The sequence below is a fragment of the Candidatus Pelagibacter sp. genome, from assembly GCF_052049975.1.
In the GTDB taxonomy this organism is placed as follows: Bacteria; Pseudomonadota; Alphaproteobacteria; order Pelagibacterales; family Pelagibacteraceae; genus Pelagibacter.
The window spans coordinates 655,961-679,721 of the sequence record NZ_JBNGYZ010000001.1 but is presented as its reverse complement, the minus strand read 5'-3'; the positions used below and the strand labels follow the sequence as shown (position 1 = coordinate 679,721).

Here is a 23,761-nt window from a genome sequence, read left to right as displayed (position 1 = left end):
TTTATAAATAACAAAAATTTTTTTCAGTGCATAAATTAAGCCAATTGAGCTATTAGTACTGGTCAGCTGCACGCATTACTGCGCTTCCACATCCAGCCTATCAACGTGGTGGTCTACCACGGCTCTATTGGAAGAACTAGTTTTGAGGTGAGTTTCCCGCTTAGATGCTTTCAGCAGTTATCTCGTCCATACTTAGCTACCCGGCACTGCAGCTGGCGCTACAACCGGTCCACCAGTGGTATGTTCAACCCGGTCCTCTCGTACTAGGGTCAACTCCTCTCAATTCTTCTACACGCATAGCAGATAGGGACCGAACTGTCTCACGACGTTCTGAACCCAGCTCACGTACCACTTTAATTGGCGAACAGCCAAACCCTTGGGACCTGCTCCAGCCCCAGGATGTGATGAGCCGACATCGAGGTGCCAAACACTGCCGTCGATATGAGCTCTTGGGCAGTATCAGCCTGTTATCCCCGGCGTACCTTTTATCCGTTGAGCGATGGCCCTTCCACTCAGAACCACCGGATCACTATGACCGTCTTTCGACTCTGCTCGACTTGTCAGTCTCACAGTCAGGCAAGCTTATGCCATTGCACTCTACGAACGATTTCTGACCGTTCTGAGCTTACCTTCGCACGCCTCCGTTACTATTTGGGAGGCGACCGCCCCAGTCAAACTACCCACCATACAATGTCTTGATGCCGGATGACGGCAATCAGTTAGATACCAAGAAAAACAAAAGAGGTATTTCACTGTCGACTCCACAAATGCTGACGCCTTTGCTTCAATGTCTCCCTCCTATACTAAATATGTTTTTCCTAATACCAATGTAAAGTTGCAGTAAAGGTGCACGGGGTCTTTCCGTCTAACTACGCGAACTCCGCATCTTCACGGAGAATTCAATTTCACTGAGTTGATGTTGGAGACAGCGGAGAAATCGTTACGCCATTCATGCAGGTCGGAACTTACCCGACAAGGAATTTCGCTACCTTAGGACCGTTATAGTTACGGCCGCCGTTTACTGGGGCTTCAGAAATGAGCTTGCACCCATCGCATTAACCTTCCAGCACCGGGCAGGCGTCAGACCCTATACATCCACTTACGTGTTAGCAGAGCCCTGTGTTTTTGATAAACAGTCGCTTCTCCCTGGCTTGTGCCACCCTCCAATAGTTGCCTACTAAAAGGTCTTCCTTATTCCGAAGTTACGGAAGCATTTTGCCGAGTTCCTTCAACATCATTCTCTCAAGCGCCTAAATATACTCTATTAATCCACCTGTGTCGGTTTAGGGTACGGTCTAATGATGGAGCTATTTCTTGGAACCTTTTCGCGGCAAGCTCAATCCATTAAGAACTCACAACTTACAAGATCCGTCACTACCATCTGGTTAAGGAATATTAACCTTATTTCCATCGACTACGGCTTTCGCCCTCGCCTTAGGTGCCGACTAACTCTGCGCGGATTAACCTTGCGCAGAAACCCTTGGATTTTCGGCGAAGAAGTTTTTCACTTCTTTTATCGTTACTTATGTCAGCATTCGCACTTCTGATACCTCCAGGATCCCTCACGGGTACCCCTTCACAGGCTTACAGAACGTTCCGCTACCGCTTATAAAGTTCTAAAACTTTATAAACCCACAGATTCGGTATATGATTTTAGCCCCGTTACATCTTCGGCGCAGAAACTCTATTAGACCGGTGAGCTGTTACGCTATCTTTAAAGGATGGCTGCTTCTAAGCCAACCTCCCGGCTGTTAAGGAATTTCCACATCCTTTCACACTTAATCATAATTTGGGGACCTTATCTGGTGGTCTGGGCTCTTTCCCTCTCGACCATGGACCTTAGCACCCACAGTCTGTCTGATGAAGAACAATACTTAGCATTCGGAGTTTTATTAGGTTTGGTAAGAATCTCTTCCCCCTAGCCCATTTAGTGCTCTACCTCTAAGCATCTTTTTATTCATCGCACTACCTAAATAGTTTTCGCGGAAAACCAGCTATCTACGAATTTGGTTGGCCTTTCACCCCTTACCACAAGTCATCCAAAGACTTTTCAACGTCAACTGGTTCGGTCCTCCGGTAAGTGTTACCTTACTTTCAACCTGCTCATGGTAAGCTCATTCGTTTTCGGGTCTAATTCATTAAACTATTCGCCCTATTAAGACTTGCTTTCGCTGCGCCTACACCTAGATGGCTTAAGCTTGCTTAATAAATTAAGTCACTGACCCATTATACAAAAGGTACGCCGTCACTCTAAAAAGAGCTTCGACTGATTGTAGGCATGCGGTTTCAGGTTCTATTTCACTCCCCTAATAGGGGTTCTTTTCACCTTTCCCTCACGGTACTAGTTCACTATCGGTCACTGAAGAGTATTTAGGCTTAGAGGGTGGTCCCCCTATATTCGAGCAGGATTTCACGTGTCCCGCTTTACTCAAGAATTATATTAAACATTACTCATACGGGACTATCACCCTCTCTGGTTAGCTTTTCCAAACTATTCAAATTTTTTTAATATAATTGCTGGCCTAGTCCGTTTTCGCTCGCCACTACTAACGGAATCTCAATTGATTTCTTTTCCTCTGGTTACTTAGATGTTTCAGTTCTCCAGGTTGTCTCTTTAAACCTATGTATTCAGTTTAAAGTACCACATAAAGTGGTGGGTTTCCCCATTCGGAAATTTTCGGATCAAAACTTACATACAGCTCCCCGAAACTTATCGCAGTATATCACGTCCTTCATCGGCTTTCAGTGCCAAGGCATCCGCCACACGCCCTTAAACGCTTAATTTATGCACAGAAAAAAATTCTGTGTTGAATTAAATTTTTGTTTGAACATTAACTTGATAACAACATTGTTAATGTTCGGATATAGATATTGATATTAATAATTTTTATTTACGATTTAATATAACTAAGTGTTTGGTGGAGGATAGCGGGATCGAACCGCTGACCTCCTGAATGCAAATCAGGCGCTCTCCCAGCTGAGCTAATCCCCCTTAATTTTCTTATTGGTGGGCCGAGAAAGACTCGAACTTTCGACCCCACCCTTATCAAGGGTGTGCTCTAACCAACTGAGCTACCGGCCCCCATTCAAGAGAAACACTTAACTTTAAGAAGAGAAATGAGGACGGTCAACATTATCCTGTAAATTATTTAGAATAAAATTTTACTTTTATTCATCCTTAGAAAGGAGGTAATCCAGCCGCAGGTTCCCCTACGGCTACCTTGTTACGACTTCACCCCAGTCGCTGACTATACCGTGGTCAAGGGTTTGAAACCTTGCCTTAAGGTAGAACCAACTCCCATGGTGTGACGGGCGGTGTGTACAAGACCCGGGAACGCATTCACCGTGGCACGCTGATCCACGATTACTAGTAATTCCAGCTTCATGCACTCGAGTTGCAGAGTGCAATCCGAACTGAGGTATCTTTTGAGGATTTGCTTGACGTCGCCGTCTTGCTTCCTGTTGTAGATACCATTGTAGCACGTGTGTAGCCCAACACGTAAGGGCCATGAGGACTTGACGTCATCCCCACCTTCCTCCAGCTTATCACTGGCAGTTCTTTCAGAGTGCCCAACTTAATGATGGCAACTAAAAGTGAGGGTTGCGCTCGTTGCGGGACTTAACCCAACATCTCACGACACGAGCTGACGACAGCCATGCAGCACCTGTGTTTCGTCCGGCCGAACCGAAAACTTTAATCTCTTAAAGTCGCGACGAACATGTCAAGTGTTGGTAAGGTTCTGCGCGTATCTTCGAATTAAACCACATGCTCCACTACTTGTGCGGGTCCCCGTCAATTCATTTGAGTTTTAACCTTGCGGTCGTACTCCCCAGGCGGTGTGTTTATCGCTTTCGCTGCGACACTGAAAATAAATTTCCAACGTCTAACACACATCGTTTACGGCATGGACTACGAGGGTATCTAATCCTCTTCGCTACCCATGCTTTCGTTCCTCAGTGTCAGTAATGATCCAGAAAGCTGCCTTCGCAATTGGTATTCTTTCTAATATCTACGAATTTCACCTCTACACTAGAAATTCTGCTTTCCTCTATCATACTCTAGCTGAAAAGTTTTGATGGCAGTTCCAGAGTTAAGCTCTGGGATTTCACCACCAACTTTTTCAACCACCTACGAACTCTTTAAGCCCAGTAATTCCGAACTACGCTAGGTCCCTTCGTATTACCGCGGCTGCTGGCACGAAGTTAGCCGGACCTTCTTATTCGGGTACAGTCATTTTCTTCCCCGACGAAAGAGCTTTACAACCCAAGGGCCTTCTTCACTCACGCGGCATCGCTGCATCAGAGTTTCCTCCATTGTGCAATATTCCCCACTGCTGCCTCCCGTAGGAGTTTGGGCCGTGTCTCAGTCCCAATGTGGCTGATCATCCTCTCAAATCAGCTATTGATCACAGTCTTGGTAGGCCATTACCCTACCAACAAACTAATCAAGTGCAGGCTCATCCAATGGTGCATAAAGCTTTCTCCGTAAAGACTTATCCGGTATTAGCACAAGTTTCCTCGTGTTATTCCAGGCCAAAGGGAAGATACCTACATGTTACTCACCCGTCTGCCACTAAGTATTGCTACTTCGTTCGACTTGCATGTGTTAGGCGTGCCGCCAGCGTACGTTCTGAGCCATGATCAAACTCTCAAGTTTAAAAACGGCGCACACTAGCTTCCATATATATCTAAATTAATAGATGCATATGTGTTTTGAAGTGTGTACGACAAATTTTGGTAACCTTAACCGTCCACACTTCTCTTCTTAAAATATAAACTTTTAAAATATCTAGAGCTTAAAAAAAGCCCAAAAATCCTCACAAAAGTATTGTAAAAACAATAATTTTCAGAGAAAGTTCGATGCTTATAGGCCAAAATTAAAGGAAATCAAGCAAATTTAAAAAAAAATTATAAAAAAAAGGTTCTTTTTACTTGTTTTTTTCACATATTTAATAAATTAGATGAATTCTTCAATATATGATCATTAGTATCAAAGGATTTTTAAAAAGTAGACCTGAAATAATATTTTTTATTATTCTAATTTTCTTTTCAGTTTTACTTATAAATTTTAAAAATCATAAAGCAAAAACTTTATTAAATAATTATGATAGTTTGATAAATAATGTTTATTTCCAAAAGACTGCAAAAAGTTTAATCAATACCTTAGATCCAAAATTTAAAAGTATTAAATATAAAGTTCAAAAAGGTGATACCCTAAGTAAAATCTTATCTGAACTTAATATAGATAATATTCAAATAGAATTAATAAAAAAAAAATTAAGTGAAAAAATAGATGTTTCAAATATTAAACCTAATCAAATTATATCGGTCATAATCGATCAAACTAATAACGAAATAACAGAATTAACTTATCCAATCTCAAAATCAGAAAAATTTTATTTAAAAAAAAATATTTCTCAAGGTACATTGGAAGCTAGCAATGTTATTACTAAATTAGAAAAAAAAATAATTTATACTGAAGATATAATTTTAAAAAGTTTATACAATTCAGCTGTTAATCAAAACAATGTCCCAGCTAATATATTAATAGAGTTTGCGAGAATTTATGGTTTTCAAGTAGATTTTCAAAGAGATATCAAAAAAAATGATGCTTTTCAAATTTTATATGAGGTTTTTGTAAATGAAAAAAACAAAATCCAAGAAACAGGTGAAATAATATTTGCTAATTTAATTTTACAAAGTGAAAATAACTCGTTGTATTTTTTTGATAAGAAAAATTTCACTGGCCATTATGATAAAAATGGTAAAAGCATTAAAAAAGCTCTAATGAAAACTCCAATAAATGGTGCTAGATTATCTTCATCTTTTGGCATGAGAAAACATCCGATAGATGGATATAATAAAATGCATAAAGGAACTGATTTTGCAGCACCTACAGGTACACCTATAATGGCATCAGGTGATGGAGTGATATTAAAAGCTGGATGGTGTGGTGGTGGTGGAAATTGTGTGAAAATAAAACATAATAAAACATATCAAACAGTTTATGCTCATATGTCAAAGTTTGCGAGCAACATTAAAAAAGGTGTGAGAGTAAAACAAGGTCAAACAATTGGTTATGTGGGATCGACAGGAAAATCTACTGGACCACACTTACATTATGAAGTCATAATTAATGGAAAGAGAGTAAATTCACAAAAACTAAAATTACCATCAGGTAAAATTTTAACAAAAAATATTAGAAAAGAGTTTGAAACTGAAAAAATTAAAATTGATGTTTTAAAGGCAGAGAAAATTATGAGAATGAACTAATTTTAAGAAACTTTTTCTAGAGTATCATCGTTTATACTGGTATCTTTTTTTTCATTATCTTCTAAATTTTTATCTTCGAAGCCATCTTCTTTATTATTTGAGTTTGAATATTTTTTGTTTCTAAAATTCTCTTGTTCATTCAATATTCTTGTAAAATGATCAGCATGCTGAAAATAATTTTCTGATAAAATTTTATCTCCTGTAGACAAAGCTTCTCTAGCCAGATTTATATACTTCTCAATTAATTTTGGCGCGTTGTGATTATTCCTACCTGGTGATTTTCTTTGAAAATTGTTATTGCTAGCAAAATTATTCCCAAATTTTCTTTCTCCATTATTTTTGAATGGTCTATCGTTTCTTTTTACTCTACGTGAATTATTACTTCTAAATGTCACCATATTTAATTAACCTTTCGTACTGACGATACATCTGTCATTATTAGCGTAATCTTTAACACATTTGATATTAATAAAACCTTCATCAATTAAAATTTTAGATACACTTTTTTTTTGTTTGTAACCAATTTCTAAAACCAATTTTCCTCTTTTATTTAAAAGTTTTTTTGATTTTTTAATTAAACTAATAAAATTACACAATCCATTGTAACCACCATCCAAAGCTAGTTTAGGCTCGAATTTTCTCACACCGACATCTAAGCTTAATATCTCACTTTTATTAACATAAGGTGGATTAGATATTATAAGATCATATTTTCCTAAATTAAAATTGTCAATGCTAGTTTTGAAAATTTTTATATGATTTCTTAATTTTAATTTTTCAGCGTTAATTTTTGTTATTTTACAACATTCAACTGATTTATCTATACCAACACCTTCAAAGCATCTTCTTTCATCTAAAATTGATAATAATAAACACCCACTTCCTACACCTACTTCTAAAATCTTAAATTTATCTTTCTTTTTTGTTACTCTTAATACTTGTTCAACAACAATTTCTGTGTCTGGCCTAGGTATTAAGACATTTTGATTTACAAAAAATTCATGTTTCCAAAAAAATTTTTTGTTTATGATATAAGAGATAGGAACATTTAATGATCTTCTTTCAATTAATTTAATAAATTTATAATATGTCTCTTTTTTGATTGAATCATTATCATTCATTAATAAATAATTTCTGTCTTTATTTATTAAATTACTCATTAATAATTCAGAGTCTAAACATGCTGATAAAATTTTGTTTTTTTTTAATAAATTTGATCCTTCTAAAATAACGTCTCTTATAATCATAAGCTGCTTAAGCTTTCTTCTTGGGCTTGAAGAGTTAAAGTTTCTATCATTTCATCAAAGGCTTCACCTTCTAAAAATTCCTCTAATTTATGCAAAGTTAAATTAATTCTATGATCTGTAACCCTTCCTTGAGGAAAATTATATGTTCTGATCCTTTCTGATCTATCACCAGATCCAATTTTAGTTTTTCTGTCTTGAGATCTTTCTTGTTCTATTCTTGACCTTTCTAATTCATATATTCTAGATCTTAAAATCTTCATACCTTTTGCTTTATTTTTATGCTGAGATTTTTCATCTTGCTGAGAGACAGAAATTCCTGTTGGGATATGAGTAATTCTTACAGCACTATCAGTGGTATTAACTGATTGTCCACCAGGTCCACCAGCTCTGAAAACATCTATTCTTAAATCTGTTTCATTAATTTTTACATCTACTTCTTCTGCTTCTGGCAAAACTGCTACAGTAGCAGCTGAGGTATGTACTCTACCTTGAGTTTCTGTATCTGGAACCCTTTGTACTCTATGTACTCCACTTTCATATTTTAAGGTTGAGTAAATATTATTTCCTCTAATTGTTGCTATTACTTCTTTAAGACCTCCAGCTTCACTTTTTGAAATAGAAATTATTTCTAAATTCCATTTTTTTTTATGACAAACTTTTTCATACATTTTAAAAAGGTCACCTGCAAACAGACTGGCTTCTAAACCTCCTGTACCAGCTCTAATTTCAATTATTGCATTTTTTTTGTCAGCCTCATCTTTAGGTAAAAGAAAAAATTTTAATTTTTTTTCATTTTTATTGTGATTCAATTTTAAATCAGATAACTCTTGTTCTGCCATTAATTTAATTTCGTTATCACTTTCTTTGTCATTTATAATTTTCTCTAAATCTTTTTGATCATTATCAAAAGAAATATAGCTTTTAGCATCATTAATTATTTCATTTAAATCTGAATATTCTTTTGATTTTTCGGCAAAAACTTTATTTTCTAATTCACCTGAAGCAAGTTCTTTCTCTAAATTAGAATGTTTTAAAATTAAATCTTCAACATTTTTTTTTGGTATCATTTTTTTATTTATTATTTCTTATCTCTAAGGCTTTTTCTTCAACTTTATTAACTACTTTTGATATTATATCTTCTGAAATAACTTTTTCGGACTGAACGCCAGATAAGTATAGCATATTATTTCCTTTACCGCCTCCAGTAATTCCAACATCTGTCATGGCTGCCTCACCAGGGCCATTAACTACACACCCAATAATTGACAGTGTGACAGGCTCTTTTATGTGAGCTAATTTTTGCTCTAAAATCTTAACTGTATCAATAACTTTAAAGGCTTGTCGTGCACAAGAAGGGCAAGATATGATTTTTACTCCTCTATTTCTTAAATTTAAAGATTTTAAAATTTCGTTTCCTATTTTTACTTCCTCAACAGGATCATCTGATAATGAAACTCTGATTGTATCACCAATACCTGCTAATAAAAGTTTTCCCATACCTATTGATGATTTGATGCTGCCAGAAATAAATCCCCCTGCCTCTGTTATTCCTAGATGGAGAGGATAATTGATTTTCTCAGATAATTGTTCATATGCAGAAATTGAAAGAAAAATATCTGAGGATTTAACACTAACTTTTAAATTATAAAAATTTTGATTTTCTAAAATTTTTACATTTCTTATAGCACTTTCAACTAGAGCTTCTGGACATGGCTCTTTATATTTTTCTAATATATCTTTCTCTAGTGAACCAGCATTTACACCAACTCTAATTGAACAATTATTAGAAACAGCAGCATCAACTACTTCTTTTATCTTTTTTTCATCTCCAATATTGCCAGGATTGATCCTAAGGCAATCTGCTCCATTTTCTGCCGCTTCAATTGCTCTCTGATAATGAAAATGAATATCAGCTACAATTGGTATTTGCACTTCTTTTTTTATTTCTTTCAAAGCTTTTGTTGAATCTTTATCCGGACATGAAACTCTAACAATGTCTGCTCCAGCTTCTTGAATTTGTAAAATTTGTTTTATAGTTGCGCTTGCATCAGAAGTTAAGGTATTTGTCATTGTTTGAACAGAAATTGGATTATCTCCTCCAATTTTTACATCACCAACTTTAATTGTTTTCGTTTTTCTTCTTTTAATCTCTCTGAAGGGTCTTATGCTCATTATTGTTAATCTAGGTTAAATTCAGTATGCAAACATGCAACAGCTTTTTTTATATCTTTGTTGGAAATTAATACAGATATCTTAATTTCTGATGTTGAAATTACCATTATATTTATTTTCTTTTTTGCTAATGCTTTAAACATTCTATAAGTTATGCCTGGTGTTGTAATCATACCAACACCAATAATTGACACTTTAGATAAATTTTTGTCGAATGATATTTTTTTAAATTGAATTTTTTTATTTTTTTTAATCAATTTTTCAGTTTTTCTCAGATCTTCGGCTTTTATTGTAAAAGTAATATCAGTTTCTTTTTTATTTAATGAAATATTTTGAACAACCATATCAACATTAATAGAATTGTCTGACAACGGTTTAAATATTGCTGCTGCAACACCAGGTTTATCTTTAACTCCAACTATAGTTATTTTTGCATCATCTTTCGTTGATGATATTCCTGTTATGATTTGATCACTAAAAGATTTTTTACTACCAGTAATTAATGTTCCTTTTTTTCTTATAAACGATGATTTGACGGTGATATCAATTTTGTTTAATTTTGCATCTTGTACTGAAGTTGGTTGCATAACTTTTGAACCAAGTGAAGACATTTCAAGCATTTCATCATAAAAAATCTTTTTTATCTTTTTTGCTTTTTTATTATTTCTTGGATCAGTAGTATATACGCCGTCTATATCAGTGTAGATTATGCATTCATCTGCGTTCAAAAATTTTGCCAGCATTATAGCTGATGCATCAGAGCCGCTTCTTCCAATTGTTGTTAATCTAAAATTTGTATTAATTCCTTGAAAGCCAGTAATGATAGGTATGCCACCTTTATTCATAAATTTTTTTAATTCTGTAGTCTTTATGTTTGAAATTCTTGAATTTGAATGCTGTCCTTCTGTCATAATAGGCAATTGCCATGATAGCCATGATCTTGAATTATGACCTAAAGCTTTTAGATTTCCAGCTATTAGGGCACAAGCAACTTGTTCACCCGTAGACAATAATGCATCATATTCCGCACTATCAAAATTATTACTTATCGATTTAGATTTTTTTATTAATTCATTTGTAACACCACTCATAGCAGATGAAACAACTGCTATTTTAGTATTTTTTGATTTATGAGAAAGAATTATTTTACTTACTACCTTAATCCTTTCAATAGAACCTACGGATGTTCCACCAAATTTGAGAACTAATGTTTTTGATTTCATTGATAAATAAAATTATAATTTTAAATATTTGATAAAATACATCTAATCAATTATGTCAACAACTTATAATAAATGAATACTATAAATAAAAATGAGATAGAAAAATTCTCTAAGATGGCTGAAGAATGGTGGGATATTGAAGGTAAATTCAAACCACTACATAAATTTAATCCTATAAGAATTAAATATATTAAAGACAGTATTATTGAAAATTTTAAACTTAAAAATGATGAAAAGTATCCTTTAAAAGGCATCAATATATTAGATATAGGTTGTGGTGGCGGATTATTATCTGAACCAATGCATAGATTGGGTGCTAATGTAACTGGTATTGATGCATCTAAAAAAAATATAGAGATTGCAAAAATTCATGCCAAAAAAAATAATTTAAATATCAATTACAAATGTTCATCACCTGAAAATTTGAAAAAAGAAAAATTTGATGTAATCCTAAACATGGAAATTGTTGAACATGTAGAAAATGTTGAATTATTTTTAGAGACTTCATCAAATCTTTTAAATGTGAATGGACTAATGTTTGTTGCTACATTAAATAAAACTCTTAAATCTTACCTTTTTGCAATTATAGGAGCAGAGTATATTTTGAGATGGTTGCCAATTGGCACTCATGAATGGGATAAATTTATCACGCCAGAAAATTTAAGAAATATCTTATCAAAATTTAAAATGGAAATGATTAAAACAGATGGAGTGAAATATAATCCTATTTTAGATAAGTGGAGTTTAAGCAAAGATACTTCTGTTAACTATATTGCAAAATATTTAAAAAATTAATTTTCTTTATCTTCTAACCAAGGTATCACTTGGGTTTCAATTCCTTCTTCTGAAAGATCTTTAATTTCCTCTTTTGAAGCTTTTCCATAAATACCTTTTTTTCTTTTCTTGCCTCCATAATGAATGGATCTTGCTTCGTATGCAAAATCATCTCCCACATAATCTAAATTTTTTTCAACAAATTTCTTATATTCTTTAAGTTTATTTCTTATTTCTAATACTTTTTTTTCATCTTGAGTTGTAATTTTATTATTTTTTGAAAAAAAGTTTGGCGACATTAAAGATTTTTCAACTTTAATTGATCCGCAACTAATGCAATTCAATAATTTCTTTTTTTTCAATCTTTCATATTCGTTAGAAGATGAAAACCAACTATCAAATTTTTTATGACATTTTTTACAATTTAATTGGTATTTAATCATTTGATTTGAATTAATTAATATTTTTTTTTTTCAAGAGTAACTAACTTCTGTAATCTGCATTGATTTCAATATATTTTTTAGTCAAATCCATTGTATAAGTAGTAAATTTTTTTTTGCCGGTTGAAATACCTACGTGGATATCAATTGCATAATTTTTCATATATTCTTTAACATCATTTTCTTCATATTTATCATTAAGTTTTCCATTAATAATTATTTTATGCTCACCAAATTTTACTGATAATTTTGATAAATCTAAATCAATACCAGATTTACCTATTGCCATAATTATCCTGCCCCAATTAGGATCTTCTCCTGCTATAGCTGTCTTAACTAAAGGTGAGTTTGCAATAGAAAAGCCAATTTTTTTTGCATCACTTTCAGTGGAACAGTTATTTACATTAATAGTAACAAATTTTGATGCACCTTCACCATCTGCAACAACTCTTTTTGCTAAGTCTAACAATACTTGGTTAAGATTTTCATCAAATTCTAAAATTTTTTTATCACTTATGCTGTTAATCTTTTGATTGGTAGCTTTATTAGTTGAAAAAATAGCAACCATATCATTAGTACTGGTATCTCCGTCACAACTAATTGCATTAAATGTATTAGAAATATTTTTGACTAGAAGTTTTTTCAAAATATCATTTGATATTTTAGCATCTGTAAAAATATAACATAATGTTGTTGCCATATTAGGTTGAATCATACCTGATCCTTTTGCAACTCCGTAAATTTTTACTCTAGAACTTCCTATATTGCATTCAGCCATAGCTAATTTTGGTTTAGTGTCTGTAGTCATTATACCCAAAGCTGCTTTTGTCCAAATATACTTGTTTTGTGTATATTTTATTTGATCAAAAAGTTCTGGTAACTTTTTTTTAATTTTCTCAAATGGATAAGGTTCACCTATAGTGCCTGTACAACCAAATAAGATCTGATCTGAAGTAATTTCAAAAGGATTATTATCGTCTTCTTTTTGTTTTTCAGTTAGCCCTAAAGATACTAATTCAGCAAGTTTTTGCATACTTTGAAATCCTTTTAGACCTGTAAATGCATTGGCATTTCTAGTATTGACTAAAAGTGAAAAAACTTTTTCATTCTTAATGCTTAAGTTCCACTTTATATTCTCAGAAATAATTTTAGACTGGGTATAAACTGATGCATGATTAGCCCCATCTCTAAAATAAAACATAACTAAATCATCTCGAGAATTGTTATATAAATTTGCTGAAATTGATGAAATTGCTACACCATCAATATGATCTAGGTTTTGATAATCACCCATCTTTGACTTATTTTTTTGAGAGGTAAATAGATTTTTAAAATTTATTCCCATTGTATTTAAATTGTAAATTTAATAATTATATTAATGTTTATTAAATAATATTAAATCAAAATATAATGTTAAACCCTCTAAAATTAGTATCAAAACTCTTTAAATCTGGAAATCAAAAGGAATTAGACAAAATATTATTGATTGTAAAAAAAATAAATGAACTTGAAAATAAAATAGGTGAATTGAATAACGAAGATTTCCCAAAGAAAACTTTAGAACTCAAAGAAAAAATTAGTAATGGTCAAAGTCTTAATGAAATATTGCCTGAGGCTTTTGCTCTAGTAAGAGAGGCTTCAAAAAGAACAAGAAATGAAAGACATTATGATGTTCAGTTAATTGGTGGTGTGGTTCTGCATGAAGGGAAAATTTCAGAAATGAGAACTGGTGAAGGAAAAACTCTAACCATAACTCTTGCAGCTTATCTAAACGCTTTAAGTGGCAATGGAGTTCATATTGTAACTGTGAATGACTATTTAGCAAAGAGAGATTCAATTGAAATGGGTTTAGTTTATAATTTTTTAGGAATGACATCGGGTTATATTAACAATGACCAAGATGATTTTGAGAGAAAGAAAAATTATAATTGCGACATAACCTATGCAACTAACAGTGAACTTGGTTTTGATTATCTAAGAGATAATATGAAATTCTCTCATGAAGAAATGGTTCAACGAGAGCATAATTTTGCAATTGTAGATGAAATAGATTCTTGTTTAATTGATGAAGCAAGAACTCCTCTAATAATATCGGGCGCAGCAGAGGATAGAACAAACCAATATCTTGCAATAGATAGATTAGTTAGACAACTTAATTCTGAAGATTTTGATATAGATGAAAAAGAAAAAAATATTTTGTTAACTAACTCAGGAATTAATAATGTTGAAAAGCTATTTTCAGATGCTGGAATTTTAAAAAATAATAACTTTTATGATCCAGCTAATTTAACTTTAGTTCATCATGTAAACCAAGCATTAAGAGCAAATCATTTATTCTCTAAAGGTAAAGATTACATTGTTAAAGATGGATCATTAAAAATCATTGATGAGTTAACGGGTAGAATTTTAGAAGGTAGAAGATATGGTGATGGACTTCATCAGGCATTAGAAGCTAAAGAAAAAATTGAAATTCAGGCTGAAAATCAAACTTTAGCATCAATTACCTATCAAAATTATTTTAAACTTTACTCAAAAATATCTGGATGTACGGGAACAGCTTTAACAGAGGCACAAGAATTTTTTGAAATTTATGATTTAAATGTAGTTGTAATTCCAACTAACAAACCAATGATTAGGAAAGATTTTAATGATCAAATATTTCGAACAGAAAAAGAAAAAAATATTGCAATAATTCAACAAATTAAAGAATGTTATGAAAAAGGGCAGCCTCAGTTAGTATTCACATCTAGCATTAATAAATCAGAAATATATTCTGAACTACTTAAGAAAGAAAATATTAATCATGTAGTTTTAAATGCAAAAAATCATGCAAATGAAGCTGAAATTATTGCAAATGCAGGAAAAGAAAAATCAGTAATTATAACCACCAGCATATCTGGTAGAGGTGTTGACATTCAGTTGGGTGGAAAAAGAGATTCAACAAATGAAGAAAGTTTAAAATTAGAAAAAGATAAAATTAAGAGCCTAGGAGGATTATTTGTAATAGGAACTGAAAGAATGGAGTCTAGACGAGTAGATAATCAGGCACGAGGAAGAGCAGGTAGACAAGGTGATGAGGGATGCTCAGTTTTTTATGTAAGTTTAGAGGATGATTTAATGAGAATATTTGGCTCAGAGTCTATGAATAGTATTTTAGAAAAACTTGGATTAAAAGATGGAGAAAGTATTGATCATCCATGGATTAATAAAGCACTCGAAAGAGCACAACAAAAAGTTGAGGCAAGAAATTTTGATATTAGAAAAACTTTGATTAAATTTGATAATGTTTTGAATGATCAAAGACATGTAATCTTTTCTCAACGAAAAAATGCCATGAACTCCAATGATGTTTTTGAATATTCTAATGACTTCTTAAATGAAATTATTGATGATTGTATAAAACTTAAATTCAAAAAAAATACAGATATCAAGAATTTAGAATTTGAAAATAAATTAAAAGGATTATTGGGAAAAAATATAAATGACGAAAAAATAAAAGAATTTTTATCAAAGTCTGATGATTATTTGAAAAAAGAAATTATAAATCAATTCAACCAGTCAAGGGATGATAGAATAAAAGAAATTGGTGAAGAACAAGCAAAAGAAATAGAAAAAAGAATTTTCTTACAATCAATTGATATAAATTGGAAATCCCACATACAATATCTTGAGCAATTAAGGCAAGTAATTGGACTTCGATCTTACGGACAAAGAGATCCTTTGGTCGAATATAAAAAAGAAGCATTTACTTTATTTGAGGTGTTACTTGATAAACTTAAAATTGATTTTATAACTCTACTTTTAAATTTAAAGGTAGTGAGACAAACACAAGAAAAACCTGATATCTCTAAAAGTGTTTCTAATGACCCTAAATGCTTATTACTTTTAAAAAAAAATGAAAAAATCTCTAGAAATGAGAGATGTGAAGCTACAGGCAAGAAATATAAAAACTGCTGTGGAGCTTTATAACAAATAAAAGATTGCTGCTATTGCTAAAACTATTGTAATTCCAAATCCAAAAATAAATTTTTTCGAGTTTTTTAGATTAAATATAATAGATTGAAAATTATTATCTGATTTATTCAAATTGCTTAATTCGGTTGTATCACTCATAAAACCATTACCTCTACCAATTTTTAAGAATTTTGATTTTCTATCTTCTAAAATTTGTTCAGAGGACATATCTCTAAAGTAATTTAAATTTTTCTTAATACTCTCTGAAACATTTTGCAGAACCTTCTCTTTATCACGATGTGCTCCACCAACAGGCTCCGTTATAATTTCATCAATTACTTTTAAATCAAATAAATCTTTTGCAGATAATTTCATTGCCTTAGCTGCATCTAACATTTTTTTTGGATCTCTCCATAAAATAGTTGCACACCCTTCTGGTGAAATGACTGAATATATAGCATTTTCTAACATGACAACTCTACTTGCAGATGCAAGTGCTATTGCTCCACCAGAGCCACCTTCGCCTATTACGATTGATATTGTTGGGACTGTTAATTTCATGCAGCATTCAATTGATTTTGCAATTGCTTCGGCTTGACCTCTTTCTTCAGCTCCTACGCCTGGATATGCCCCTGGAGTATCTATAAAAGAAATTATTGGAATATTAAATTTATTAGCTAATTCCATCAATCTTATTGTTTTTCGATAACCTTCTGGTCTCATCATTCCAAAATTTCTTTCTATTCTACTTTCAAGGTTATCACCCTTTTCCTGACCAATAACTAAAACTGAATTACCATCAAATTTTGCAAATCCCGCAAGCACAGATTTGTCTTCTCCATAATATCTATCGCCAGAGAGAGGAATAAAATCATCAAATAAATTATCTATAAAATATTTTGACTTTGGTCGATCTTCATGTCTTGCAACTAACGTTGTTTGCCAAGGATCTAAATTTGAATAAATTTCTTTTAATTTTTCATTTAGCTCATTTTGAGTATCAGTAATTTTTGAGGTGTTTACTTCTGATATTCCATCTTCTTTATTATAAGGATCTTTGAGTTTATCTAATTCAGATTCTAGATTTTTAATATCAGTCTCAAAACTTAAGTAATTTTTCATAATTAATGTGAATATAGTCACATAATATTAAAAAAAGGCAATAAAATGATTGAATTAGATTAAACTAAACATATATCAGCTCTAATTAATGACTAATTCTTATATAAATATCGGTAATTTAAAAGTCTCACAAAATTTAGCAAATTTTGTAAACACAGAATTATTAAACGGTACCAATTTAGCCCCTGATAAGTTTTGGGAAGGATTTGATAAGGTTGTCCATGAATTAGCTCCTAAAAATAAAGAACTTATAGATCTTAGAAAAGATCTACAAAATAAGATTAACAATTGGCACAAACTAAACAAAGGAAATGAAATAAATTTAGAAGATTATAAAAATTTTTTAAAAGAAATTGGTTATTTAAGAGAAGAAGGTCCTGACTTTAAAATTCAAACTAAAAATGTTGACAATGAAATTACCTCAATTGCTGGTCCTCAACTAGTTGTACCGATAATGAATGCACGTTATGCATTGAATGCTGCAAATGCAAGATGGATGAGTTTGTATGACTCTCTTTATGGTACTGATGTAATTGAAGAGTCGGAAGATAGTATGTCCCAAAGATATGACCCTGAGAGAGGCGAACTTGTTATAAAATATGGTAGAGAATTTTTAGATACACATTTCACCTTAAACGATTTTAGTTGGAAAAAAATTACAGGTATAGCAGTACAAAATGGTGAATTAAAAGTTCTAAAAGGTGTTGATGTAACAACACTTAAGGATAAAGAAAAATTTATTGGACATAGAGGTGAAGCAGACTACCCTTCGGCTGTAATATTAAAAAATAATAATCTACACATAGAAATATTAAAAAATCCAAGAGCATTCAGTGCTCAACAAGATCACGCTGGAATAAGTGATATCATATTAGAATCTGCTGTCTCTACAATATGTGATAATGAAGATAGTGTTGCAGCTGTAGATGCTGAGGATAAGTTGTTGTGTTATAAAAATTGGCTAGGTCTGATGAAAGGTGATCTAATCAGTCGATTTGAAAAAGATGGAAAAACATTAGAGAGAAAACTTAACCCAAATAGAAGCTATATTTCTAAAGATGGTAAAGGTTTAAAACTTCATGGAAGAAGTTTGTTGCTGGTTAGAAATGTAGGTCACTTAATGACAAACCCTTCTATCCTTTTAAAGGATGGGAGCGAAATACCTGAGGGATTAATGGATGCATTTATTACAACTGCTGCAGCTCTTCATGATTTTACTAGAAAAGGTAATTCTAGAACTGGCTCAGTTTATATTGTAAAGCCTAAAATGCATGGCCCAGATGAAACAGCTTTTACTGATGAGATTTTTACTAAAGTTGAGGAAGTGTTAGGATTAGAAAAATATACTTGTAAAATTGGTATAATGGATGAAGAGAGAAGAACTTCATCAAATCTAAAAGAATGTATTAGATCATTAAAGAACAGAGTATTTTTTATAAACACTGGTTTCTTAGATAGAACGGGTGATGAAATGCATACATCTATGGAAGCTGGACCAATGATAAAAAAAGGTGACATGAAATCATCGAAATGGATACAAGCTTATGAAAATAGAAACGTTGATATAGGGTTGTCATGTGGTTTTTCTGGAAAAGCACAAATTGGAAAAGGGATGTGGGCAATGCCTGATAAAATGAAAGATATGTTAGATCAAAAAACTAATCATCTGAAAGCGGGAGCTAATTGTGCTTGGGTTCCATCGCCAACAGCTGCTGCAATTCACGCCCTTCATTATCATGAAATTAATATATTTAATGTTCAAAAAGAACTTGCAAAAAGAGAAAAAGCAAAACTTGATGATTTGTTATCAATCCCAGTTGCTGATAGACCTAATTGGTCAGTTGATGAAATTAATGCTGAAATATCTAACTCAGCTCAAACACTTTTAGGTTACGTAGTTAGGTGGGTTGATCAAGGTATTGGGTGTTCAAAAGTTCCTGATATAAATAATATAGGACTAATGGAAGATAGAGCTACATTAAGGATCTCTTCACAGCATATAGCAAATTGGATACATCATGGAATTACCACAAAAATTCAAGTCACGGAAATTATGAAAGAGATGGCAAAAGTAGTCGATGAACAAAACAAAAATGATCCTAATTATGTTAAAATGAGTGATAATTTTAATAATTCAATTGCTTTTAATACTGCTTGTGAATTAATATTCAAAGGTACTGAGCAACCTTCTGGTTATACTGAGCCTTTGTTACATCAAAATAGATTAAAGATTAAGTCAAATCTGAATTAATCTACAGATCAGATCTGAATTTAAAGGCAGAGTATAAAGTCCCATCATCTAAACTTTCAATTTCACCACCAACAGGCAACCCTTGTGCTAACTTTGTGATTTTTGCTGATGTATTTTTTAAACTATCTTGAATATAATAAGCCGTTGTTTGTCCCTCTACAGTAGCACTAGTTGCGATTATTACCTCTTCTATATTTTCTTCTTTAACTCTTTGAATTAAGGAATTTATAAGAAGCTCCTCTTTATTAACACCAGCTGATGAAAGTGTTCCTCCGAGAATGTGATAATAACCTTTAAATATATTGGAATTTTCAATTGACCACTTATCAGCTATGTCCTCGACTACACATATCTTGTTTAATTTTTCTTGAATATTTTCACAGTTTAAACACCCTGACACATTAGATTTTAATGATCCACAAGACTGACATCTACTAACATTTTTGTAAACTTGAGCAAGTGCATTAGCCATTGGCTTTACGAGTTCATCCTTATTGTTAATTAATTTTAACACTATTCTTTTTGCAGATTTTGGCCCTAATCCTGGTAATTTTGAAATTACTTTTATTAATTCTTCTATCTCGTTAATGTTTTGCATTAATTATAATGGCCATTTAAAACCAGGAATATTAAATCCTCCTGCTGCTTTTGAAATTTCTTCACTAGTTTTAGACTTAAGTTTTGATTTAGCATTGTTGTGAGCTGCTAATATTAAATCTTCAATTATACCTTTTTCTTCTTTCAGAATATTATCTGATAATTCTATTTTACTCATTTCACCTTCGCCATCTAAAGTAATTTTTACTGAATTCGATCCAGAAGAGCCTTCTACTTTAATATTTTTTATTTTTTCTTGGCTTTCTTTCATTTTGGCTTCAAGTTCTTTGGCCTTATCTAAAATTTTTGTAAAATCAGTCATTAGTTTTCCTCAGTTATTTTTTTTATATCAACCAATTTAATATCAGGAAATTTTTCTTTTAGATCTAGAAATAGTTTAGATTTTTTTATTATTTCAATTTTTTCACTTTTTTCTTTTTTAAGTTTATCTTTTAATGAAATATCTCCTTCAACCTTACTTAAGGTAATAATCCATCTTTCACCAGTCCATTCATTTAGCTTATAAGTTAAATCTTTTATAAAGTTCTTGTCTAATCTATCATTAAAAGAAATTTCAATCCTCAAATTTTCAAATTTAACTAAATTTACATTATTTTCTAATTCATATTTCAACTTTACTTCTTTTTTTTCATTGCAAGTCTTAATTAGATCATCAAATGAAATAATTTTTATTTTATTGATACCTTCTACATCAATTAGATTTTTTTTGGGTTCGATTACTTCTTTGCTTTGATAAATATTTTTAATTTGATTTATTGTCTCATTTTTTGAGTTATCCTTATTTTCTATATCTGGCAACTTAACATTTTCGCTTACATTACTTCTGCTCTTTTCTTCATTGTGATTAACTCTTTTGATGTCTGATAAATAAATTAATCTTAATAAAAACATTTCAACTGCAATATTTTGATTGGAAACAATATCTAGTTCGTTCAATGTTTTAATTGTAAATTGCCAAAACAATAAAAAAGTTTTGTTTTCTATATTTTCTGAAATATCCTTAATTGTATTAAATTCATCATCATTAAGTGTAAAGTTTGTACTTTCAACAGTGAGTGAGTTTATATTTTTGAAATAATATAAGAGTTCCAAAAAGTCATTGATAAACACTTTTGGGTCTATACCTTGATCATAAATTTTTCTATAAAGATCTAAAACTTTGTCTTCTTGTCCCTCAAAAATAAATTTAAACAGTTCAATTAGTTTTGATTTATCAAAAAAACCAAATATTTCTTGAGCTTTTTCAAGCGTTAATTCTTTATTATCTATATTTGATAACAATGCTCTATCTAACAATGACAATGAGTCTCTAACTGATCCCTCTGAAATTTTCACAATCAATTTTAAAGCATCTTCAGAGATTGACCCTTTTTCTTTTATTGAGATATCTTTAAGGAATTGAAATAATTGAGATGATTTAATTCTAGATAAATCAAACCTTTGACATCTAGAGACAACTGTAATTGGAATTTTCTTAATTTCTGTTGTAGCAAAAATAAATTTTAAATATTCAGGTGGCTCTTCAAGTGTTTTCAATAAAGCGTTAAAAGCTTGTTTACTTAACATGTGTACTTCATCAATGATAAAAATTTTATATTTTGATGAAGTGGGCCCATATCTTGAGAATTCGATTAAATCTCTGACATCATCTACGCCTGTTTTACTTGCTGCGTCCATTTCAAGTACATCAATGTGATTAGAGTTAGAAATAGCCTCACAATTTTCACACAATTTGTCTCTACAAATTTTCTCTACGCCATTTAAGCAATTTAGAGCTTTTGCAACAATCCTTGCGGTTGTTGTTTTTCCAACTCCTCTAATACCTGTAAATAAATATGCATTTGGAATTTTATTTGATTGAATAGAGTTTCTAATAGTTTCAACCATCACTTCTTGTCCAATTAGTTCATCAAAAGAAGATGGTCTATATTTTAACGCTAAAACTTTACTATCTTTGTTCATAAATTATAGGAGACTAGAACCTGAATAACTGTCTCTACGACTGCTTCCGTTAAGATCTGGTCGGGTTCAAGCAGCACCCACCTCTAGCCTCCAAGACTATTATAGCAGTAAAATTTTATTTTCTTCAAGAAAAGTTTATTTAACTTCTGTATTTTGATGCTTCAAAAACGCCTAGAATATGAAAATCCTCACAATGCAGACCAAGTTCCTCTAAAGATTTTTTAACTTTATCATCTTCTATATGTCCATCTAAATCACAAAGAAAAAAATATGAATCAAAAGTATTTTTTTCTGGATAACTTTGTAATTTTGTCAAATTAACTCCATTAATTGCAAACCCACCTAGTGATTGATACAAAGCTGCTGGTTTGCTTTTTAGTTTAAATAAGAAAGAAGTTATATATTTTTCATTATTAAAGTCAGGTTGATAAATATTTTTACCCATGACTAAAAACCTTGTAAGATTTCCTTTTTCGTTCTCAATATTTTTTTCTAAAATTTTTAAATTATAAGTTTCTGCACTTAAGACTGAGGCTATAGCTGCTTTACTTTTGTCTTTTAAATCAGCTATCATTTCTGCTGAACCAGCTGTATCAGCTCTTACATGCTCTATATATTCATTTTTTTTTATGAATTTAGAACATTGAGACAATGCTTGTGCATGAGAATACACATCTTTAACGTCTTCAATTTTAGAATCTAAAGTACCTAGCAAATTATGTTCTATTTTTTGAAAATATTCGGCATAAATATTTAGCCTGTATTTAAAAATTAAATACTCAATACCAATATTTCCAGTAATTCTGTTTGATTCTGGAACAACTATTTTAGAATTTGGATCTGTTGATCCCTTTTCAAAACATTCATCAAAAGTTTTGCATGGAATAACTTCAGCATCTAAATCGATATTTTTTGCTGCAATATGAGAATACGCTCCATAAGTTCCTTGAAAATAAATTTTTTTCATATTAATTTTTATATTCCAAAATTTTTTTTATAGCCATATAATCTTCCATAGTATCAACTCCTATTGGAGTATTTTTAGCAAGAGATACATTTATTTTTATTCCATTATCAAGAGCTCTTAGTTGTTCAAGTTTGCTATTTTTCTCTCTTTCAGATTGACTTAAATCAATAAACCTTTGCAAGGTATCAACTGAATAACAATATATGCCCAAATGATGGTAAATATTTTCTATATTTTGGTTGATAATTCTTTCAAAATTTACTGCTGTAGGAAAGTTTTTATTATTTAATTCTTCATAAGTTTCAACTTTTACCACATTGGAATTTTTATAATCTTCTTTACTTTTGATTTTGGCTGCTAATGTACTCATATTTGACTTTTCTGAACAAGATTTGTCATTTAAATTTTTTATGTCTTCAATATTAATCATAGGTTCATCACCTTGTAGATTCATTACTAAATCAATATTTTTTTCGTTATACCTTTCAAAAGCCTGAAATATTCTATCTGTACCAGTTTTATGTGTGTTATCAGTTAAGATAGCGTTGCCACCATTTAATTTTACATCATCTATAATTTCTTGGTCTTCAGTTGCAACTATTACATCTCCAATATTTGCTTCAACAGCTTTTTTATAAACAGTAGAAATAATTGATATATCATTAATTTTAAAAAGTGGTTTTCCTGGCAGACGAGTTGCTGACATTCTAGAGGGTATAATTACAAGTGTTTTCATTATTTTTAGAATGTTACAGAGG

Annotated in this window: 17 protein-coding genes, 2 tRNA genes and 2 rRNA genes; 4 read left to right on the top strand and 17 right to left on the bottom strand. The window is 31.5% G+C overall.

Annotation, left to right across the window (positions count from 1 at the left end; translation table 11 throughout):
* Window positions 1-31: 31 nt before the first annotated feature.
* The 4 genes from ACTT9U_RS03470 to ACTT9U_RS03455 all read right to left on the bottom strand — a co-directional run bounded on the left by ACTT9U_RS03470 (window position 32) and on the right by ACTT9U_RS03455 (window position 4,657).
* Window positions 32-2,784 (bottom strand): 23S ribosomal RNA (locus ACTT9U_RS03470).
* Between the two features lie 132 nt (window positions 2,785-2,916).
* A tRNA-Ala gene (locus ACTT9U_RS03465) sits at window positions 2,917-2,992 on the bottom strand.
* Window positions 2,993-3,005: 13 nt separating this feature from the next.
* Window positions 3,006-3,082: transfer RNA gene (locus tag ACTT9U_RS03460), tRNA-Ile, on the bottom strand.
* 100 nt (window positions 3,083-3,182) lie between these two features.
* Window positions 3,183-4,657, bottom strand: a 16S ribosomal RNA gene (locus tag ACTT9U_RS03455).
* Together the 16S and 23S rRNA genes with 2 tRNA genes alongside form the textbook arrangement of a ribosomal RNA operon.
* 320 nt (window positions 4,658-4,977) lie before the next feature.
* On the opposite strand from ACTT9U_RS03455, the gene ACTT9U_RS03450 reads away from it, so the two are divergent.
* On the top strand, window positions 4,978-6,273 hold the full coding sequence (locus tag ACTT9U_RS03450) for a peptidoglycan DD-metalloendopeptidase family protein (protein ID WP_440931791.1): 1,296 nt from the start codon (window positions 4,978-4,980) through the stop codon (window positions 6,271-6,273).
* A 2-nt stretch (window positions 6,274-6,275) separates the two neighbouring features.
* Here the strand turns inward: ACTT9U_RS03450 and ACTT9U_RS03445 are convergent, their stop codons facing one another.
* The 5 genes from ACTT9U_RS03445 to ACTT9U_RS03425 are packed head-to-tail and all read right to left on the bottom strand — an operon-like array spanning window position 6,276 to window position 10,915.
* Entirely contained in the window at window positions 6,276-6,671 is a 396-nt protein-coding gene (locus ACTT9U_RS03445; protein WP_440931790.1) for a DUF4167 domain-containing protein, read from the bottom strand.
* A 6-nt stretch (window positions 6,672-6,677) separates the two neighbouring features.
* Entirely contained in the window at window positions 6,678-7,520 is an 843-nt protein-coding gene (gene prmC, locus ACTT9U_RS03440) for a peptide chain release factor N(5)-glutamine methyltransferase (RefSeq protein WP_440931789.1), read from the bottom strand.
* A complete protein-coding gene (gene prfA / locus ACTT9U_RS03435; protein ID WP_440931788.1) occupies window positions 7,517-8,587 on the bottom strand; it encodes a peptide chain release factor 1 in 1,071 nt (356 codons plus the stop codon). The genes prmC and prfA overlap by 4 nt, the downstream gene beginning before the upstream one ends.
* 4 nt (window positions 8,588-8,591) lie before the next feature.
* The gene (gene ispG, locus ACTT9U_RS03430) at window positions 8,592-9,692 is read right to left on the bottom strand and encodes a flavodoxin-dependent (E)-4-hydroxy-3-methylbut-2-enyl-diphosphate synthase (RefSeq protein WP_440931787.1); all 1,101 of its coding nucleotides are present in this window, start codon (window positions 9,690-9,692) and stop codon (window positions 8,592-8,594) included.
* A gap of 5 nt (window positions 9,693-9,697) precedes the next feature.
* Window positions 9,698-10,915, bottom strand: coding sequence for an aspartate kinase (locus ACTT9U_RS03425; protein ID WP_440931786.1), 1,218 nt, complete (start codon window positions 10,913-10,915; stop codon window positions 9,698-9,700).
* Between the two features lie 72 nt (window positions 10,916-10,987).
* Between ACTT9U_RS03425 and ubiG the strand changes: the two genes are divergently transcribed.
* Entirely contained in the window at window positions 10,988-11,710 is a 723-nt protein-coding gene (gene ubiG, locus ACTT9U_RS03420; RefSeq protein ID WP_440931785.1) for a bifunctional 2-polyprenyl-6-hydroxyphenol methylase/3-demethylubiquinol 3-O-methyltransferase UbiG, read from the top strand.
* On the opposite strand, the gene ACTT9U_RS03415 is transcribed toward ubiG, so the two are convergent.
* Together ACTT9U_RS03415 and argJ are read right to left on the bottom strand one after the other, a co-directional pair.
* The gene (locus ACTT9U_RS03415) at window positions 11,707-12,132 is read right to left on the bottom strand and encodes a DUF1178 family protein (RefSeq protein WP_440931784.1); all 426 of its coding nucleotides are present in this window, start codon (window positions 12,130-12,132) and stop codon (window positions 11,707-11,709) included. The genes ubiG and ACTT9U_RS03415 overlap by 4 nt on opposite strands.
* 40 nt (window positions 12,133-12,172) lie before the next feature.
* Window positions 12,173-13,474, bottom strand: coding sequence for a bifunctional glutamate N-acetyltransferase/amino-acid acetyltransferase ArgJ (gene argJ, locus ACTT9U_RS03410; RefSeq protein WP_440931783.1), 1,302 nt, complete (start codon window positions 13,472-13,474; stop codon window positions 12,173-12,175).
* Window positions 13,475-13,539: 65 nt separating this feature from the next.
* On the opposite strand from argJ, the gene secA reads away from it, so the two are divergent.
* On the top strand, window positions 13,540-16,098 hold the full coding sequence (gene secA / locus ACTT9U_RS03405; protein WP_440931782.1) for a preprotein translocase subunit SecA: 2,559 nt from the start codon (window positions 13,540-13,542) through the stop codon (window positions 16,096-16,098).
* On the opposite strand, the gene ACTT9U_RS03400 is transcribed toward secA, so the two are convergent.
* The gene (locus ACTT9U_RS03400) at window positions 16,093-17,205 is read right to left on the bottom strand and encodes an acetyl-CoA carboxylase carboxyltransferase subunit alpha (RefSeq protein ID WP_440931781.1); all 1,113 of its coding nucleotides are present in this window, start codon (window positions 17,203-17,205) and stop codon (window positions 16,093-16,095) included. The two genes, secA and ACTT9U_RS03400, sit on opposite strands and share 6 nt — an antisense overlap.
* Window positions 17,206-17,293: 88 nt before the next feature.
* On the opposite strand from ACTT9U_RS03400, the gene ACTT9U_RS03395 reads away from it, so the two are divergent.
* Complete coding sequence (locus ACTT9U_RS03395) at window positions 17,294-19,456, top strand: malate synthase G (RefSeq protein ID WP_440931780.1); 2,163 nt, start codon at window positions 17,294-17,296, stop codon at window positions 19,454-19,456.
* A gap of 1 nt (window position 19,457) precedes the next feature.
* Here ACTT9U_RS03395 and recR read toward each other — a convergent pair whose 3' ends face one another.
* The 5 genes from recR to kdsB form a co-directional block, all read right to left on the bottom strand.
* Entirely contained in the window at window positions 19,458-20,054 is a 597-nt protein-coding gene (gene recR, locus ACTT9U_RS03390; protein WP_440931779.1) for a recombination mediator RecR, read from the bottom strand.
* A gap of 3 nt (window positions 20,055-20,057) precedes the next feature.
* A complete protein-coding gene (locus tag ACTT9U_RS03385; RefSeq protein ID WP_440931778.1) occupies window positions 20,058-20,375 on the bottom strand; it encodes a YbaB/EbfC family nucleoid-associated protein in 318 nt (105 codons plus the stop codon).
* Window positions 20,375-22,036 carry a DNA polymerase III subunit gamma/tau gene (gene dnaX / locus ACTT9U_RS03380; protein WP_440931777.1) on the bottom strand — a complete coding sequence of 554 codons (1,662 nt, stop codon included), beginning with the start codon at window positions 22,034-22,036 and terminating at the stop codon, window positions 20,375-20,377. Before dnaX ends, ACTT9U_RS03385 begins: the two co-directional genes overlap by 1 nt.
* A 139-nt stretch (window positions 22,037-22,175) precedes the next feature.
* Window positions 22,176-23,003: a prephenate dehydratase gene (locus ACTT9U_RS03375; protein ID WP_440931776.1), complete on the bottom strand. Its 828-nt coding sequence runs from the start codon at window positions 23,001-23,003 to the stop codon at window positions 22,176-22,178.
* 1 nt (window position 23,004) lies between these two features.
* Window positions 23,005-23,739: a 3-deoxy-manno-octulosonate cytidylyltransferase gene (gene kdsB, locus ACTT9U_RS03370; RefSeq protein ID WP_440931775.1), complete on the bottom strand. Its 735-nt coding sequence runs from the start codon at window positions 23,737-23,739 to the stop codon at window positions 23,005-23,007.
* Between the last annotated feature and the right edge of the window lie 22 nt (window positions 23,740-23,761).